The organism is Pseudoalteromonas luteoviolacea NCIMB 1944 (genome assembly GCF_001625565.1).
Taxonomy (GTDB): domain Bacteria; phylum Pseudomonadota; class Gammaproteobacteria; order Enterobacterales; family Alteromonadaceae; genus Pseudoalteromonas; species Pseudoalteromonas luteoviolacea_F.
On record NZ_AUXS01000011.1, the window covers coordinates 48,545 to 65,023 of the forward strand.

Sequence of the window (16,479 nt, forward strand, 5' to 3'; positions counted from 1 at the left end):
GATTAAATTTGAATGGGTTAGTGAGGAATATCATGATCAGAAAAGGTCGTTCATCAGATATTGAGTCAGTCTTGCTGGTGTGGCTTGCAGCTTCCCAGCAAGCCCATCACTTTGTACCAGAAAGTTTTTGGCGTGACCATCAAGATACCATGAGACATGTCTATTTACCCAGTTCAGATAATTATGTGTATTTGGATAACCATGAAATTATCGGTTTTTATGCATTGGTTGAAAATACCTTAGCTGCGATTTTTGTATTGCCTGAAAAGCAGGGGCGAGGTGTGGGTAAGCGGCTGATCGCAGATGCAAAATCACGTTGTAATAATTTGGAACTGTCAGTTTATAAACGCAACATTGCCAGCGTGGCGTTTTATCAACGACAAGGTTTTGAAATTATCGGTGAACAGGAAGACGCGATGACGGGTCAAAATCAATATATTATGTGTTGGCAGTGTGAGCAGTGCATTGACGCGGAGCAATAGCTTTGTGGACAAAAAGATTTTAACTAAAAGAAGCCAAAGGGCTTGGTGTCTCAGAGCCACTTGGTTGTTGCACTGTTCAGTTTTATTGGTAGTAGTGTGTATGACCGGTTTGATGACTATTATGTTTGACTTTCCGTTTGACTTTCCGTTTGACTTGATAGTGCCATTGAGTTTGCTTTTTATTCCTGTGCTGCCAAACCTCAGCGAAATGATAACTCGCAGCGCTGAGCTTCGAGCTTGTCAGCCGAATTGCTTCTTTAGTCTATGTTCGAAAAAGGAACGAGATAAATATGGGCCTTTTCGAGCAAAGCGACGTTGGCAACAACATACACGTATGTAAAACTTGATGTTGAGTTCTAGTATTCTGATATACAAAAAGAATTACTGTTACATCGAATCGCAGGCGCTTTGCGGCCTAAAAATAGCGATAGTCTAAACTACAACAAAAGTTCTGAATAAAAATTGAACTATTTTGGTAAAAATGCTCGACAAAAAAGATTTTCAGTGTATTATACGCCGCGTATGAAGATATTTGATTTATTTGTTGTTTGCGTTAGTTTCTGTTTTTGTCATAAAACCTAATTTTAGCCACTCATTTACTTCCGATACTGTACACATTTTTTTTAATTTTAATATAAATAGGTAATTTATGTCTCAAGTAACAGGCACTGTAAAATGGTTTAACGAGTCAAAAGGTTTTGGCTTCATCGCACAAGAAAATGGTAACGACGACGTTTTTGTTCACTTCAGAGCGATCCAGTCTGAAGGTTTCCGTACTTTGACTGAAGGTCAAAAAGTTAGCTTTACAGTAACTCAGGGCGCTAAAGGTCCTCAGGCTGAAAACGTAACTGTACTTTAATCAGTTATGTCGAGGTGCGGCGAACCGCTGCACCTTGTTGTTTATTCGACGAACTTTTCCTGCCCCGCAAATCCAGAACGTTTGCAAATCTCCCTGCAATTACAAAATCGCTTTAGATACTCCTGAAAATATAGTTTTTGAAACTGCCTCGTAAAACTTTGCTACGAATTTTCGATATGTCTGCTTATTACTCTATTGTACTTATTTCTTAAGTAACAACAGATCAAAGCTGCGACTCAAAAAGTAGCTCCTTGTTTTATAAGCAGAAATTTACCATGTTGCTCAGCCAATACTTATTGCAAGACGCTTGTGATTAAATTCGCTTTAAACCCAATCAAACAAACAATTTTAGTTGAAATGTGCGACCTATGGCTTTGCTGCTATTTCGCATCTTGTTGCAATTGATTGTACCGCTGTGGATTGATCATGTGCAGCTGTGAGATGCGTTGTTCTTCTCTTTTGTAACGACTTATTTCTTATCTCGATTTATGTATTTTTGCTTAGTGTAATCGGGTACAGTGATAGCCTGTTAAACACAAAGGAATCAAGAAAGTGGCTAAGCTACCTATTTATGTGGTTGATGCATTTACCAGTACTCAATTCAAAGGCAATTCGGCTGCGGTTGTGCCTTTAGATGCTTGGATAAGCGAAGAGTTAATGCAAAATATTGCAGCTGAAAACAACCTATCTGAAACCGCATTTATCGTGCGCGGTAGTTCAAACAGTTATCAGATCCGATGGTTTTCACCGTTAACCGAAATTGCCTTTTGCGGCCATGCAACACTCGCCACAGCGTTTGTATTATTTAATCATTTAGGCTTGAACAGTTCTGTCGAGTTTACAACACAAACAGTTGGCAGCTTAACAGTAACACAGCTCAGTAATGGGAAGTTGGAAATGAACTTTCCGATGCAAATGCCAGAACCGCTATCTGATGTGCCAAGCGCATTAATAAAAGGCTTATCGGTCGAGCCTAAAGAAATACTGAAAAATCGCCAAGCGTATTTTGCAATTTACGATACGGATACGGATGTAAAACAAGTTAAATATGATGCCGAGCTACTTAAGCAGTTGGCCCCATTGGATGTGGTGGTGAGTGCACCAGGAGTTAATGATGATTTTGTGTCACGCTATTTTTGGCCAGCCAATGGCGGAGAGGAAGACCCTGTAACTGGATCAATTCATACCGGCCTTGCGCCTTTTTGGGCAAAGAAGCTCGACAAGCATGTATTACATGCCTTTCAAGCTTCAGCGCGAGGGGGACACCTTGTGTGTGAAGTCGACTTTTCAGCCCAGCGCGTCACAGTGATCGGTGAAGCTGTGCTTTATCTGCAAGGTCATATAACGGTATAAAACGGCTGTTGATGAGGTCATCTAATGAGGAAATTACCATGATGCACAAACAAAAAATAGCGGTACTTGGATTGATCTTTGTGGCTTTGATGGCCGCAGTGACAGTGGTTGCACATATGTCATGTATTTGGTTGGGAGAAGCATGCTACCGTGCGCAGTTGGCCCCAAATATACTGGTGGAGTCTGCTAAACATGGCACGTGGCTGGCACCTGTTGCTACTGTGGGTGTCTCTTTGTTGTTTGCAATATGTGGCGCGTATGCGCTAGCCGGAGCAGGTTTAATCCGGCGTTTACCGCTCACTTATTTGGCCCTAATGGTGATTGGAATATTGTGCGTGATTCGAGGTCTTGCTGGCTTGGTACTAAGCATGGTGTTTATTGATCTGGTTACGCTATTCTCAGTTATTGCCAGTGTTATTTGGTTTATGTGCGGTATTTTGACTTGCTTGGCTCTAAAATGGGTGCCAAATATAAAAATGGCACCCGCAAGCTCTACAAGTACTTAAGTAAGGGGCTGTGGTGGGTTCGTTTCAGCGCCAAGTAGTATTTGCAAGGAATATACAATGCTAATGTAATGACTACCCATGCTATATAGGCAACCCAGAGATTAGGCTCATAGCTACTGGGCCAATCAAGTGGCGTGCTAAAAAAGTCTATGGTTTGGCCATAGGTTAAGTGGCTGTATATTTGTGCACTGAGGTTAATAACCGGAATATGGAGCAAATAGTAAAACAGTGGCACGCCGCCGAGTATTTTCAAACTATTAAGCCAGTTGAGAGAAAAGCTGCGTATTTGTGCGTATTCAAGGGAAGCCAAAACAAGTAGGCCTGGACCGATTGTCATCAGCAGGTATACCAAAGAGGGCGGGTATTTACTGTTGTTAAGTAACGACATGATAGACGTGATCAATGAGGGATCGGGCACAAATAAATTAGGCTCACCATATATATTACCCAGCTTTAAAAGTGCAAATACAACAATTGTGATCCCACCGATCGTGGCAAACACCTTGTATCTCAAGCCCGCATTGAGTTTGAACAAAATGCCGCAGCAATAACCTAAAGACATGACTGCAAACCACGGAACTAAAGGGTACAGAGCGAAAATTTGGAGCTGATCTGTGAGGTTAAATGTGGTTGGGCTGTGAAGTAAATGCCAAAGCCAAGCCCTATCTTGCCCAAGCCAATTTAGAATAGCATGATCATTCAGAGCGTTATGTGTGATGATCACTGAGAACGATAAAATACAGAGCAAATTTAACGGTATATATATCATCCCGGCCAAGATAATCATAGAACAACCAATTACCCAAATCACCTGCAAAAAAACCACATCATAGCCAAACTGCCAGCTAAAATTGACGACTGTGAGCTCTAGTAAAATCAGCCAGCCCCCACGACTGAGTAGGTAGTTCCGTAAAACCGCTTTAGACTGAACTTGTTGGCCGTACAAATATGCGCTGATCCCCGTTAAGAAGATAAATAAGGGGGCACAAAAGTGTGTGACCCAACGAGTTAAAAACCATGCTAGCGTTGTTTGGTCTAAATCGGTAGGTGAAAAGGGGGTTTCGGCCCAATAGCGCCGGGTGTGGTCAAGCGCCATGAGGACAATAATTAAGCCTCTGAGAATATCTAGAGAGTACAGTCTGTCTATCTTTGCCACGTAGATTGTCTTATTGTGAACTTAATGTTAATTAACCTTAGTTCAATTTCTCAATATGCGCGGCTTAATGAAGTGAAAGAGTGTCACTTTTCTTACACTTAGTCGAATTGCTCTCGAAAAGCAGAGACAGATTTACCAAAATGACGCTTAAATTGTTTTGATAGCGCCTGTGGGTCTTGATAGCCAACGGAAGTTGCAATATCGGCGAAGTGTTTATTGGAGTAAATCAGCTGCTCCTTGGTTTTTTCAAGACGCAGCAAGCGAATATAGTCAAATGGCGTCATACCGATAGCAGATTTAAAGCGTCGGATCAGCGTGCGGCCAGATACACAGGCTATTTTGGCCAACTCATTGAGCGTAAAGTTCGTTTTTAATTGTGCCTTGATATGGATTTGAACAGCCTGAACAGCGGTGTCTTTATGTGAATCGAGCGCACTACTGATCATAAATGCGGTTTGGCGCAATTGAGGCTCAGGTATCGCCAACCAGCTCACGACTTGCTGTGCAATATCCTCTCCTATTTGTTGTTTAATGAGCGCGAGCATGACATACATATAGCTATGGGCAGCACCTGCGGTATAGAGTTTTTGGTCGCACAGATAAATAGGTGATGTATCTAAGTTAAGTTCAGGAAAGTAGCGATTAAAAAACGCCTCTAGCCACCAACTGGCAGTAATACGCTGTTTGTCCAATAAGCCAAGCGCTGCCGCATACGCAACACCACAGCACCCAGCAACTAAGGTTGGCGCAGAAATGCCTTTTAGTTTTTTACTCAATAGCGGTGCATAGGAGCTTATCGTGCGGCATTCCTGCCAGAGGCGTTTATCTCCTTGGTATTGGCTGCCGATAATAATTAAAACGTCAAAGTGATTAAGTTCGTTCAGTGTGCAGTCCACGTTAAACGACAGACCTTGGCTGCTGACAATACACTCGTCACCCAGTGACACAATCTGCCATTGGTAGAAGGTTGTTTTCATAACGAGATTAGCCACATTCAATACATCGATAATGCCGGTAAGTGCACTGGCCATCACACCTTGCTGACATAGAATCGCTACCTTCATGTCGTTTTCGCCTTTAATGTTGTCATTAGTGACACTTTAGGGGGCGGGAAGCCTGCTGTAAAGTGACACTACTCTGATCTTTTAAAGGAAATATCTATGTGGATCCATTACCCCATTTTTGCGTTAGTTCTGTTATTTCTATGGCTTTGGCTAGCGACAGCAAGGTTAAGAATAACAGCCGTCAAAAGAGGTGAACTTTCGCTAAAAGCCGTTAATTATGTGCTAAAGGATGAAATGAACGACAGAACTCGACTGTATGGGAATAGCTATGACAACCAATATCAGCAGCCGATTTTGTTTATTTGTCTTTTGGCACTGCTGCATATCGAGTCTATCGCCAGCATTGGTTGGTACATGTTGGCGTTTATTTTCGTCGTGTCTCGATACTGGCATTGTTATGAGCATATTCGCTCAACCAACATTCGAAAGCGTACCGTTGCATTTGCACTTTCAAGCTTGAGCTTATTTGGCGGGTGGATAGCTTGGTTTACGCTGATGATTTTAGGTTGAAGTGCGATGATGTATAAAAAAGCAAGGCGTTTGCCTTGCTTTGGTTGGTATCATTGTTTGCCACAAATTAACTGTTGTGGCGCAGTGAGATTGAAACTTTGTAGGGCTTGGTTATTTCAACCATTCAATCATGTTATCCAATAATGCCTGTGTTGCGATAAGCCCATCTTGGCCACCAACATCACACAAACCTAAGCCACATCCATCAAAGTGGTGTTCAGCTTTTTCTAGTAAATGCAATTCGCTGCCAGTACGGCATTGAACCTGAGCATACTGCTTGGTGAAAGCGAGACCATTAGCTTGTGCAGGGCCTGATGAAATATTACCAGCCAATGCATTACAGAGTCTTAGAGACTGAGTTGGAGAAACTATGGTGTCCGCCATTCCGTGACTGATAAACATATCAGGTGCGAGGTGTGGCGCTTGCTCAATAGCTTCCAATAAGCTGTTGTTTACTATTACAGGCTCGTTGCCAGTTAAGTCTTGCCAGTGTGCTTTACCAGATAATGTTGCTATCATTCTTTCAATATAGCCATGAACATAACTACCATCTTGCACTTCCTTAAGTTGGTGAGCAAAGTCAGGCACTGGAAACATGGGGGCGATTTTATCAACTTTGGCTGGGAATTGCTGAGACAGCCATACTGCCATGTGACCGCCAGCTGATTGCCCTGTAATGCGCACCGATTTATCGCTGGTTGTATAGTTTGCATTGTTTGCTTGTACCCACAAAAATGCATCGCGAATATCTTGCTTACTGTCTTCAATGTTTACTTGATTGCATGCAGGCCCAGCTTCTCTATCCTCGACTAAGCGGTAAAATGGCATGTACACCACAAAACCTGCGTCTGTAAAGTGCGCGATTTGCGCTTCTGCTGTGCGTGCTGTGCCGAGTCTCTCTAGCCATCCGCCACCGTGGATCATCATAATTGGTGTCGCGCTGTGATTGTTAGCATTTTTGTACACCCGCATTTCCAAGTGGCAGCTACCGCGCTCATTATAGGTTGTTTTATAAGTTGTCCGTTGTACTAATGGTGTCTCGGCAAAGCTTTGTGGTTTTGTTGTAACTGGCAATGTGGCGCTATAGCCAGGCATCCATGCATCTTGCACATAATTGAGGTCTTCACTGTTGCCGTAGCGCTCTGCACGAAAATCAAACTCTCTTAGGCAAAACTCGGTATCAGACTCATTTTTGTACTCAATTGCAGTTGTACACTGAGCATCTGTGTAATACCAGCTTCTGCGCGCACTGTCTGCTGACAGTGCTTTACACTGACCATCTTGGCTATAAAGCGTTGGCAATAAATTTGTAGCGGGCTTGCTGGCAACGGCAGCAAAGCAATAGCTTGCGCCTTGTAAAATGCCGGCAATTTCTGGAGAGCCGCTGTTTAGCATATCCCGCAATGCAGCATCATGGTGTTGAAAATAGCCCATTGATGCTTCAAGTGGTGCGCTTCCGTGTGTGGGCTTACCTTCTAAATAGTGTGTGAGCAGTGCTTGTGGATCTGGAAATATTGATGCACTTGCAATAGCTGAGGCGGACAAAGCGAGACAGCCAAGTAAGTTTGATACGTGTTTCATAAAGGTTCCTTGTTGACATACTAAAAGTAAAGACGTGTATTTATTTCATATATTTAGATGTTTTTGGGTGTTTCACATGAATGTAACAAGGTGTAACTGGTTTTGCTTGGTCAAGCGAGATCATAAAGTTGTAATTATATGAATAATAAAGGGAGTTTTATAATTGAATTTTTTATTCAAAAAGAATGTCTGGTGAATTTTTTGTGTCTCAAGTGTTATTTTTATTCCTTTTTTGTGTTTATACTGAGAACAAAGTTTTTGGGTACAATTGTTAAAACAAACAGTAAGTAGCGATTTATGAATATAAAAATAACAAAACTAGCATTCGTTGTAGCCGCTTCTTTAAGCGCAAATGCACATGCAAATATCGAGTATCCTTTGATGCCCGGTGATCCTCTTGTTGACCAGCAATGGCACTTGAAAAATACCGGCCAGGCCGCTTTCTCAGATAGAGGTGGAAAACCTGGTGAAGATATGAATGTATCGCTTACTCATGCTATGGGTATTATGGGCGCAGGAGTAACGGCGGCAGTCATCGATGGTGGGGTGGAAATAATGCATCCAGACTTGAGAGACAATGCACGTCCAGGTTCTTGGAACTTTACAAACAATAGTCCAGACTTGGCACCGGGCAGCCCAACAGACAGACATGGCACAGCCGTTTCTGGGATCATTGCTGCAAGTGCCTTTAATGGCATTGGTGGACGTGGTGTTGCGCCAAGAGCTGGCTTAGTTGGTTTCAACTATTTAGTATCTGGCAACCAAACAATGGCTAACTGGCTGCAGTCTCATGGTATGTATTCCGATGGCTTCGCTAAACAGTCTTTTGACTTTCCTCGTGTTTTTAACCAAAGCTACGGTAGAACGCTCTCTTCACCGAGAAGCTTCGATTACGAAGAGTCTCCATGGCTCAAGACATACGAAGATGCACAAGAAGAAATCACACGCACAACACATGGTGGTCGCGGCGCAATTTTTGTGAAATCGGCAGGTAATGGCTATGAAAGACAAAGTTTCACTGATAGCAAATTTGGGCGCGGCTACCTGCGCTTCGACAATTATAACCATGGATTGCCACTGCAAAATGTAAACCTTGAGCGTATGGATTCAAGCTTCTGGAACCTAGTTGTTTCAGCGTACAACGCTGACGGTGAGCGCTCGTCATACTCTACAGTGGGTTCAAGTGTATTTGTATCTGCGCCTGGCGGTCAGTATGGTACAAGTTCACCTGCGATCATAACGACAGATGTATCAGGCTGTGATGCTGGCTATAACCCGCTTTGGTTGCGTAATGATTTACATGGTGGGCACCCGCTGGATCCAAACTGTGATTACAGTGCAAGATCAAATGGTACTTCGGCAGCAGCGCCGAATGTTGCTGGCGCGATAGCCGTTATTATGTCGGCAAACCCTGCGTTATCTTGGTTAGATGTGAGACACATCTTGGCAGCGACATCTCGTCGTATAGATGCAGATCATCCAGGCGTAGCACTTTCATTTAAAGAAGCAGGCGGCGAGCAAGTGAGCTATCAAGCTATCGACGCATGGCAAACTAATGCCGCAGGTTATCAATTCCATAACTTCTATGGATTTGGTGCTGTCGATGTAGATGCAGCGGTAAACCTCGCGCGTTTTTACGATAAAAACTTAGGTGAGTTTGTAAAAACTGACAGAGAGCTTGTCACGGCAGGAGTTGAAATTCCAGATGGCCGTTTGAGTGGTGTGCAAAGCAATTATCATTACGCGCAAGACCTAACAGTGGATGCTGTGCAGGTTCGCGTAAATATCGACCATACCAGTACTCGAGATTTAGCGATTGAGTTAATTTCTCCGTCCGGAACACGAAGTGTGATCATGACGCCAAGAACGGGTACGATATTGGGCAATGAAGGTATGCAAAATACTCAGATGTTAACGCATCACTTCTATGGTGAACAAGCCAAGGGCGAGTGGACATTACGAGTGATCGATACTGCATCTGAAGATGAAGCTTACATCTTTGATCCACGTGCCTCTGGTGAGCCAAATATCAATATGGTTCATCGCAATAATACTGAAAATGGCGTACTAAAGTCTTGGGATATTCGCTTTTTTGGACGTAAATAAGGAGAAGTATCATGAAATTTAAATTAATCCCTTTACTCGCTGTTGTTGGTAGTTTATACGCAGCACAAGCGAGCGCCCAACCTGCATATGAAGCGACGGCTGTAAGCAATTCGTCCGGTGTTAGCGTTAACGTGAATGGCAAAGATTATGTCCTAGCAGCATCAAAAAGTGACCAAGATATGGTGACTGGTGCTGCACTAATTGATGTTTCGACCGATGAGACAGTCACACTTACAGGTGAGCTGGTTGTTGAGCTTGAGTCTTTGATCAATGCCAAAGAGTTTGCCTCTGCAAACCGACTGAACCTGATTTACGTTCGAGGTAATCGCGCAATTTTCCAAGCTGCGCCCAATGCTGCGCTGTTGACGTTTAAAAGCGATGTTGAAAAATTAAGTGGCGTTGTAAACGTGCAATTAGGATTTCAAGTTGAAGGATTAGAAGCAGAGTAGGAAATTAAATAAAGCCACGTTTGTGGCTTTATTTTGATGCTGAATCCAAAGCCCCACATGGGGCTTTTATTTTTGCATAAGTTGATTAATGTACTTAACTGGTGCGCTACCGTAGCTTAAGAATTCTTCATGGAATGCTTTTAAATTAAAGTCCTTACCAAGTTTTTCTTTTTGCTGCTCACGCAAGTCATAAATCTCACGGTAACCACTGTAATAACTGGTTAACTGTACTTGACTTAATGTCGCTCTGCGCCATTTTCCTTCAGCCTCTGCACGTTCTTGGAATGCACCATTCATCAATAAATCTAGGCCTTCATCACGGCTGATCCCTTTGACCTGAATTGCATAGTCCAAAATGGTGTTACAGATAACACGCAAGTTCCATTTATAGTACATCAACCACATTTCAGGCTCGTGGTTGCCATAGCCTTCTTCTAACATCATGCGCTCAGTGTAAACCGCCCAACCTTCTATCATGGCGCCGTTTCTTAAGATAGTCTTAATCATTGATGGCGATTTGTTGGCGTAAACAAGCTGCGTGTAATGACCTGGTACAGCTTCATGGATGTTTAGAATTTGTAAGATCCAGTGGTTGTACTCTCGTAAAATTGAGCTCGCTTGCTCTTCTGTTCTCAGCTCTAGTGGCTCGACATTATAATAGGTATTTTCTTTAGCGTCGTATGGACCCGGCGCTGAAATTGACGCCATGGCAAAACCACGCATAAACTCCGGCGTTTCACGCACGACCAGTGGCTTTTCGGGATCTAAAGAGATGAGATCCTTTTCCATAACAAACTTTTCAAGTAATGGGATCTGGCGCTTAATCTCATCAACAAACTTCTCTTTTGGCACATGATTTACAGATAAGTGCTTAATGAGTTTTGCGATGGCTTGTGCATCATCTGTAGGACGCGCTGTGTTAGGGAAGTATTTTGGCCACAACTGGTTTGTTAATTTAACCATTTCTTTGGTAACACGTGCTTTATCTGCGAGTGCTTTTTCATACATGGTTTTTGCGGTGTAACCTGACTGAATATCAAAAGCAAACTTTTCTTCATATAACTCTTCACCAATTCGGAAGCTACGCGCATTGCCATTGGCAGTTAAGTCTTTTTCTAATTCGGTTAGAAAGCTAATGTAGCCGTTAATGGCTGTTTTTGCATTGACAAAGCGAGTCTTAAATAGTGCTTTTTCATCTGCTGTAAGGGCATCTGATGCATCTATTTTGTCAAGCAGGTCGTCCGTCAATACTGAGAATGCCCCTTGGTTTTGGGCAATCGCCAATTGAGTATATTCAAGGGTTGGAGTGTCGATGCTTTTTTGTGCAGCTTGATAAAATTCTGGTACATATTTTAAACGCTCTAAAACCGTTTTGTATTTTACTTCGTCTGACTTAAAGCGGCTGTTTAAGATGGTGGCAAAACCGTATGAAATATTGTAATTGGATGGGTTCCACTGCCAAGCTTTAAACTTTTCAATTTCCCAGATGTTTTTTTCAAGGCCGTTTTCAAGCAAATAATAATCTGTTTTTTGATTGTCACTCAAACTGTTTAAATCAAAGCTACGCAATTGATTTAGTTTCGTTCTTGAGAAGGCTAAATTGCTTGCGCGCGACTCGTCATTAGGTATGGTAATAATATCATCATATTTGCCGTAGCCCACATGTAAAGAAAACTCTGGGTATTGACGCCACATATCTTCAATGAATTGCTCTGAGAATGCAGTAAACTCTTGATTTTGAGTAGCTTCAGCGACAACTGGAGCGGTCGATTGAGAAGTTGAATTTGTTGTTGTACAGCCAGCTAGAGCCAAGGCAGCTGCAACAGCTATTGTGAGCGCTGTTTTTTTCATTCGCTTGTTCCTATTTTTAATTTTCCTTATCATAACAATTTTTTGCGGCTCTTGCTTGCTCTGGCTGTTCAAGCCATACAGCACCGTTACTTTCTTTTGCCACAATGTCATCAGGGTTGTACATAGGGCATGATTTCATAGATAAACAGCCACAACCTATACAGCCATCAACCATCTCTCTGACGCGCATCATATATGCGATTTTTTCATCTAGCTGTGCCTGCCAAAAGCGTGACATATTTGCCCAATCTTCTTTGGTTGGTGTCCTGCTCTGCGGCAATTGGCCTAAGGTTTCCTGAATCTCAGAAAGCGAAATGCCCATTTTTTGCCCTGCTTTAATAACGGCAATTCGGCGCAGTACATCTTTTTTATACCTGCGTTGGTTACCTGTGTTGCGCCAACTTCGGATTAACCCTTTTGTTTCATAAAAGTGCAAAGTAGATACTGCAACGTCCGCGCGTTTAGCCACCTGTCCAACACTTAATCGTGGCTCATCTCTGGGTGTAGAGTCCGACATCTTAGCCCCTTTTTAAAAGTTCAAATTAATGCTTTACCTAAACATAGGTTGAGGTTTTAGCCTAGCAGCAAATCAAATAAAGGAGAACAACATTGAACACAATTATCGTATATTCGAGCGCAAAAAAAATGGGCAACACGGGCGTAGCTGTGGAGGCAATGGCTAAAGAATACAACGCACAAACGCTATTTCTGGATGATTATGTTATCAATGATTATAGCTATGAGCACAAAAATAAAGATGATGATTTTAGAGCCTTATTTAGACATGTTCTCCAATTTGAACATGTGGTTTTTGCCTCGCCAGTATATTGGTATGCAGTCACACCCAGAATGAAGGCATTTATTGATAGGATCACTGAGTTTATGGATGACGAAGTACTTAAGCCAGAATTACGTGAGTTGAGAAGTAAACAGTTTTCAATACTGTCTACATCAATACACGAAACTGCACCGCTCGCATTTACGGATATGTTGAGAAAAACCTTTGAGTATTTGGGTATGCAGCTGCGAGGAATGCATCATCAGCAGTTCCCCTACGAAGACTAATTCGATTGTTGCTGTAAAAACAGCATTTGATACTGCTTAGGCGTTTTATTGAATGCTTTTTTAAAGCTTCGGCTCAATTGACTGGGGTGGCTAAATCCTAAGGCGAAGGCGACGGATGTTACGCTTTCACCCCGTTCCAATAAGGTGCGTGCGGACATCAGCTTTTGACCATGGAGCCAGTTTTGGGGAGTAGTACCAATGCGTTTTTTAAATTGATCAAAAAACTTACTGCGGCTCATGCAAGCGATTTTGCACAGTTTATCGATGTCGAGTTGTTCGGATAAGTTGTGTTTCATGTAGTCTATGGCTGCATGGATACCGGTTTTGAAATTGCACTGCGCCACTTGCTGAAAAAGGAGGTCTCGGCTCTGTTGCTGCAATAGGCGAGCGACCAGTTCATTCAAAGCCAAATCAATGTAGAAGTCACGTTGTGGGGCATTTTCACAAAATAGATGGGTTAAGCGGTTCAGTAGTTGCTGTGTTTGTGCATTATGCTCATTGTGCACCAGTTCTGGATGATAATTGTATAGTAGTTCTGGGCTATCGTTATGTTGATTCAATTGTTCTGCAACCGCAGCGATTTTATCCCTGCTGATGTCTATTGCTAAACAGGTTGTTGGACGGTCAATACAGGCTGTCGGGAAATCAATATAGACTGCTTGTTCTGGTGCCAGTACAAAGCTTTCATTGGGTAAAAATGCTTGGTGATAATCACAACTGTTGACGTGCATGACCTTTTTGCCGGTCAACATGCCACAAAAAAGTACATTGTTGGAGTAAAGCCGGATATGCTGTGCGTTCTCATATGTATCATAAATGCTAAGTTCAACATCATTGCTTGCAAAGTGTACGCGATTCTCAACCAGTGACGTGATTTTTTGCCTTTTTTTATTCAGTTGATCAAGCATTCTTTATTCCCTGTTTGGACTCCTACGCAAACATTTTATACGCAGAGTTAAGTTTTTAATCCGCCTTTTGATTAATGTCAACCAAATAACAATAAGTTTACCGCCAACAGTGCGCGTGAAATAAAACGACAATTTCAAGTTTGAAGAGGCATTTATGATTTATGCAAACCCAAATACATCAGATGCAATAGTGAATTTTAAGCCAGTGTATGACAACTTTATTGGTGGCAATTGGAGTAAACCAGTTGATGGGGTGTATTTTGACAATATTAGCCCTGTTAATGGCAAGGTCTTTTGCCAAGTCGCTAGATCTGGCGCGAAAGATATTGCGCTGGCACTCGATGCTGCGCACAGCGCCAAGGAAGCTTGGGGCTCAACATCAGTGACAAACCGCAGCAACATTTTGCTGAAAATAGCAGACAGAATTGAAGAAAACTTAGAATATTTAGCAGTGGCAGAAACGTGGGACAACGGTAAAGCGATTCGCGAAACCCTTGCCGCAGATGTGCCTTTAGCTGCTGATCACTTTCGCTATTTTGCTGGATGTATTCGGGCGCAAGAGGGGAGTATTGGCGAAATAGATGAACACACGGTCGCATATCATTTTCATGAGCCACTGGGTGTCGTTGGACAGATCATTCCGTGGAATTTCCCTCTGCTGATGGCTGCGTGGAAGCTTGCACCTGCACTTGCGGCGGGCAACTGTGTTGTACTTAAGCCGGCAGAGCAAACACCGGTTTCTATATTATTATTGATGGAGCTAATCGAAGATTTAATTCCGGCGGGTGTAGTTAATATAGTCAACGGGTTTGGTAAAGAAGCCGGTGAAGCACTGGCAACCAGTGATCGCATCGCAAAAATTGCGTTTACTGGCTCAACACCTGTGGGTTCACACATTTTGAAATGTGCAGCGGATAATATTATTCCATCCACTGTGGAGCTTGGCGGAAAGTCACCAAACATTTACTTTAGTGACGTCATGGAAAAAGACGATGAATTTTTAAGCAAGTGTGTTGAAGGTGCGGTGCTGGCCTATTTTAACCAAGGTGAAGTATGCACCTGTCCATCACGATTATTCGTTCAAGAAGATATCTATGATGAGTTTATAGCCAAAGTGATTGAGCGAACAAAGCAAATTAAACGCGGAAATCCTTTGGATACCGAGACCATGGTGGGCGCGCAGGCCTCACAGGCTCAATTTGATAAGATTTTAAGCTACATTGATATTGGTAAAAAGGAAGGTGCGGAAGTCCTACTCGGCGGAGAAGTTGAGCAGCTGAATTCGGAATATGAACAAGGTTATTATATTCAGCCAACCTTATTGAAAGGGCACAATCAAATGCGTGTTTTCCAAGAGGAGATATTTGGTCCAGTGATCTCATTGTGCACGTTTAAAGACGAAGCCGAAGCATTAGCGATGGCAAATAGCAGTGAGTTTGGTTTAGGTGCTGGGGTTTGGACACGCAACATGAATCGTGCGTATCAATTTGGCCGAAAAATAGAAGCGGGCCGCGTATGGACAAACTGTTATCACATGTATCCTGCCCATGCCGCTTTTGGTGGTTATAAGCGCTCAGGTATAGGGCGAGAAACACATAAAAAGGCGTTGGATCATTACCAACAAACTAAAAACCTACTAGTCAGCTATAGCGAAAGTCCACTTGGGTTCTTTTAAGTTATAGCCTTTGCAAGATGCGCGACCAGAGCCATGGTCGCGCTCTTTTTTGCAACATTGTTTGGCCAAATAGCATATACCGGTATCGGGGATACATGCCAATCGGGCAGCAACTCACTTAATTCTCCTTGCGCCAAGGCTGACTCGACCAGATAATCTGGGGGAGTTGCAATACCTAACCCATCTTTACACAGTTGCGTCATCCCCTCGACCGTATTAACGGATACTTGGAATTTAAATAGAACATCTTGGTGGCCCAATTGGTGATGGGTGAGTGTTCGTTTATTTGGCAGGCTGGCCAATTTTATCCAAGGCAGCCGTTCAAGGTCTTTTGGTTCATTGATTTGCATATCTGGCTTTATAAACCTAGGGGCGCAAGTCAATTTTCGATTAATGTGTCCAAGGCGCTTACTTTTGAGTTCGCTGCTGGGCAAGCTCCCCACCCGTATTGCGATATCAATGCCTTTCTCGATCAAGTTTTCGTATATATCACTGTAGTTAATGTGCACTTCAAGTGCGCTGTGTCGCTGACAAAAATCAGCCAGGGCACGGGTATACTGCGAGCGCACCAGTGCGGTTGGCAGGCTCACTGTTAAACGTCCACAGAGCGCGTTTGTTTGTGCGCTGATAGCTGATAAACCCTGTTCAACACTTTGCATCATATTGGTACTTACCGCCAATAATTGCTCTCCTTGCTCGGTTAAAGAAAGTTTTCGAGTTGAGCGATACAGTAAGGGCGTATCCAGCTTTTTTTCAAGCATGGTGACGTGGTAACTGACGACCGAAGGAGACAGGTTGAGTGCTCGCGCTGCGCCTCTAAATGAGCCCTGTTCCACAACAGTAGAGAAGATAGCGATGCTTTTTAAATCATCAATCATATTGAGTAAGTTTTTAGAACACTGATTTCTATTTAT

The 16,479-nt window shown here is 42.8% G+C and carries 17 protein-coding genes; 10 read left to right on the top strand and 7 right to left on the bottom strand.

The window, feature by feature from the left end; translation table 11 throughout:
- Window positions 1-32 precede the first annotated feature (32 nt).
- The 5 genes from N483_RS00625 (at window position 33) to N483_RS00640 (ending at window position 3,200) form a co-directional block, all read left to right on the top strand.
- Entirely contained in the window at window positions 33-482 is a 450-nt protein-coding gene (locus N483_RS00625) for an N-acetyltransferase (RefSeq protein WP_023398164.1), read from the top strand.
- Window positions 483-582: 100 nt separating this feature from the next.
- Window positions 583-822: a hypothetical protein gene (locus tag N483_RS26810; RefSeq protein WP_155250724.1), complete on the top strand. Its 240-nt coding sequence runs from the start codon at window positions 583-585 to the stop codon at window positions 820-822.
- A 309-nt stretch (window positions 823-1,131) separates the two neighbouring features.
- Window positions 1,132-1,341 carry a cold-shock protein gene (locus N483_RS00630; protein ID WP_023398163.1) on the top strand — a complete coding sequence of 70 codons (210 nt, stop codon included), beginning with the start codon at window positions 1,132-1,134 and terminating at the stop codon, window positions 1,339-1,341.
- 552 nt (window positions 1,342-1,893) lie between these two features.
- Window positions 1,894-2,694 carry a PhzF family phenazine biosynthesis protein gene (locus N483_RS00635; protein WP_023398162.1) on the top strand — a complete coding sequence of 267 codons (801 nt, stop codon included), beginning with the start codon at window positions 1,894-1,896 and terminating at the stop codon, window positions 2,692-2,694.
- Between the two features lie 38 nt (window positions 2,695-2,732).
- Window positions 2,733-3,200, top strand: a complete 468-nt coding sequence (locus tag N483_RS00640; protein ID WP_196764395.1) for a hypothetical protein — start codon at window positions 2,733-2,735, stop codon at window positions 3,198-3,200.
- Here the strand turns inward: N483_RS00640 and N483_RS00645 are convergent.
- Together N483_RS00645 and N483_RS00650 are read right to left on the bottom strand one after the other, a co-directional pair.
- Window positions 3,187-4,356, bottom strand: a complete 1,170-nt coding sequence (locus tag N483_RS00645; RefSeq protein WP_023398160.1) for a DUF1624 domain-containing protein — start codon at window positions 4,354-4,356, stop codon at window positions 3,187-3,189. The genes N483_RS00640 and N483_RS00645 overlap by 14 nt on opposite strands.
- Window positions 4,357-4,454: 98 nt before the next feature.
- Window positions 4,455-5,420: a GlxA family transcriptional regulator gene (locus N483_RS00650; RefSeq protein WP_023398159.1), complete on the bottom strand. Its 966-nt coding sequence runs from the start codon at window positions 5,418-5,420 to the stop codon at window positions 4,455-4,457.
- A gap of 96 nt (window positions 5,421-5,516) precedes the next feature.
- Between N483_RS00650 and N483_RS00655 the strand changes: the two genes are divergently transcribed.
- Complete coding sequence (locus tag N483_RS00655) at window positions 5,517-5,930, top strand: MAPEG family protein (protein WP_023398158.1); 414 nt, start codon at window positions 5,517-5,519, stop codon at window positions 5,928-5,930.
- A 111-nt stretch (window positions 5,931-6,041) separates the two neighbouring features.
- Here N483_RS00655 and N483_RS00660 read toward each other — a convergent pair whose 3' ends face one another.
- Window positions 6,042-7,511: an alpha/beta hydrolase gene (locus N483_RS00660; RefSeq protein WP_023398157.1), complete on the bottom strand. Its 1,470-nt coding sequence runs from the start codon at window positions 7,509-7,511 to the stop codon at window positions 6,042-6,044.
- Window positions 7,512-7,808: 297 nt separating this feature from the next.
- On the opposite strand from N483_RS00660, the gene N483_RS00665 reads away from it, so the two are divergent.
- Both N483_RS00665 and N483_RS00670 read left to right on the top strand, forming a co-directional pair.
- Window positions 7,809-9,617, top strand: a complete 1,809-nt coding sequence (locus N483_RS00665; RefSeq protein WP_023398156.1) for a S8 family serine peptidase — start codon at window positions 7,809-7,811, stop codon at window positions 9,615-9,617.
- A gap of 11 nt (window positions 9,618-9,628) precedes the next feature.
- Window positions 9,629-10,066, top strand: a complete 438-nt coding sequence (locus tag N483_RS00670; RefSeq protein WP_023398155.1) for a hypothetical protein — start codon at window positions 9,629-9,631, stop codon at window positions 10,064-10,066.
- A gap of 66 nt (window positions 10,067-10,132) precedes the next feature.
- Here N483_RS00670 and N483_RS00675 read toward each other — a convergent pair whose 3' ends face one another.
- Window positions 10,133-11,917, bottom strand: coding sequence for a DUF885 domain-containing protein (locus N483_RS00675; RefSeq protein ID WP_023398154.1), 1,785 nt, complete (start codon window positions 11,915-11,917; stop codon window positions 10,133-10,135).
- A gap of 16 nt (window positions 11,918-11,933) precedes the next feature.
- Window positions 11,934-12,434, bottom strand: a complete 501-nt coding sequence (gene soxR / locus N483_RS00680) for a redox-sensitive transcriptional activator SoxR (RefSeq protein WP_023398153.1) — start codon at window positions 12,432-12,434, stop codon at window positions 11,934-11,936.
- A 92-nt stretch (window positions 12,435-12,526) separates the two neighbouring features.
- Here soxR and N483_RS00685 point away from each other — a divergent pair, with 92 nt between their 5' ends.
- On the top strand, window positions 12,527-12,982 hold the full coding sequence (locus tag N483_RS00685) for a flavodoxin family protein (protein ID WP_036975187.1): 456 nt from the start codon (window positions 12,527-12,529) through the stop codon (window positions 12,980-12,982).
- On the opposite strand, the gene N483_RS00690 is transcribed toward N483_RS00685, so the two are convergent.
- Window positions 12,979-13,890, bottom strand: a complete 912-nt coding sequence (locus N483_RS00690) for a helix-turn-helix domain-containing protein (protein WP_023398151.1) — start codon at window positions 13,888-13,890, stop codon at window positions 12,979-12,981. The genes N483_RS00685 and N483_RS00690 overlap by 4 nt on opposite strands.
- Before the next feature lie 154 nt (window positions 13,891-14,044).
- Here N483_RS00690 and N483_RS00695 point away from each other — a divergent pair, with 154 nt between their 5' ends.
- Window positions 14,045-15,565 carry an aldehyde dehydrogenase family protein gene (locus tag N483_RS00695; protein WP_023398150.1) on the top strand — a complete coding sequence of 507 codons (1,521 nt, stop codon included), beginning with the start codon at window positions 14,045-14,047 and terminating at the stop codon, window positions 15,563-15,565.
- On the opposite strand, the gene N483_RS00700 is transcribed toward N483_RS00695, so the two are convergent.
- On the bottom strand, window positions 15,562-16,443 hold the full coding sequence (locus N483_RS00700; RefSeq protein ID WP_023398149.1) for a LysR family transcriptional regulator: 882 nt from the start codon (window positions 16,441-16,443) through the stop codon (window positions 15,562-15,564). The two genes, N483_RS00695 and N483_RS00700, sit on opposite strands and share 4 nt — an antisense overlap.
- Between the last annotated feature and the right edge of the window lie 36 nt (window positions 16,444-16,479).

Excerpts from the sequence above, each read along its gene's own strand:
- N483_RS00625 (WP_023398164.1), top strand. The coding sequence starts at position 33 with ATGATCAGAAAAGGTCGTTCATCAGATATTGAGTCAGTCTTGCTGGTG.
- N483_RS26810 (WP_155250724.1), top strand. The coding sequence starts at position 583 with ATGACCGGTTTGATGACTATTATGTTTGACTTTCCGTTTGACTTTCCG.
- N483_RS00630 (WP_023398163.1), top strand. The coding sequence starts at position 1,132 with ATGTCTCAAGTAACAGGCACTGTAAAATGGTTTAACGAGTCAAAAGGT.
- N483_RS00640 (WP_196764395.1), top strand. The coding sequence starts at position 2,733 with ATGATGCACAAACAAAAAATAGCGGTACTTGGATTGATCTTTGTGGCT.
- N483_RS00650 (WP_023398159.1), bottom strand. The coding sequence starts at position 5,420 with ATGAAGGTAGCGATTCTATGTCAGCAAGGTGTGATGGCCAGTGCACTT.
- N483_RS00655 (WP_023398158.1), top strand. The coding sequence starts at position 5,517 with ATGTGGATCCATTACCCCATTTTTGCGTTAGTTCTGTTATTTCTATGG.
- N483_RS00660 (WP_023398157.1), bottom strand. The coding sequence starts at position 7,511 with ATGAAACACGTATCAAACTTACTTGGCTGTCTCGCTTTGTCCGCCTCA.
- N483_RS00665 (WP_023398156.1), top strand. The coding sequence starts at position 7,809 with ATGAATATAAAAATAACAAAACTAGCATTCGTTGTAGCCGCTTCTTTA.
- N483_RS00670 (WP_023398155.1), top strand. The coding sequence starts at position 9,629 with ATGAAATTTAAATTAATCCCTTTACTCGCTGTTGTTGGTAGTTTATAC.
- N483_RS00675 (WP_023398154.1), bottom strand. The coding sequence starts at position 11,917 with ATGAAAAAAACAGCGCTCACAATAGCTGTTGCAGCTGCCTTGGCTCTA.
- soxR (WP_023398153.1), bottom strand. The coding sequence starts at position 12,434 with ATGTCGGACTCTACACCCAGAGATGAGCCACGATTAAGTGTTGGACAG.
- N483_RS00690 (WP_023398151.1), bottom strand. The coding sequence starts at position 13,890 with ATGCTTGATCAACTGAATAAAAAAAGGCAAAAAATCACGTCACTGGTT.
- N483_RS00695 (WP_023398150.1), top strand. The coding sequence starts at position 14,045 with ATGATTTATGCAAACCCAAATACATCAGATGCAATAGTGAATTTTAAG.
- N483_RS00700 (WP_023398149.1), bottom strand. The coding sequence starts at position 16,443 with ATGATTGATGATTTAAAAAGCATCGCTATCTTCTCTACTGTTGTGGAA.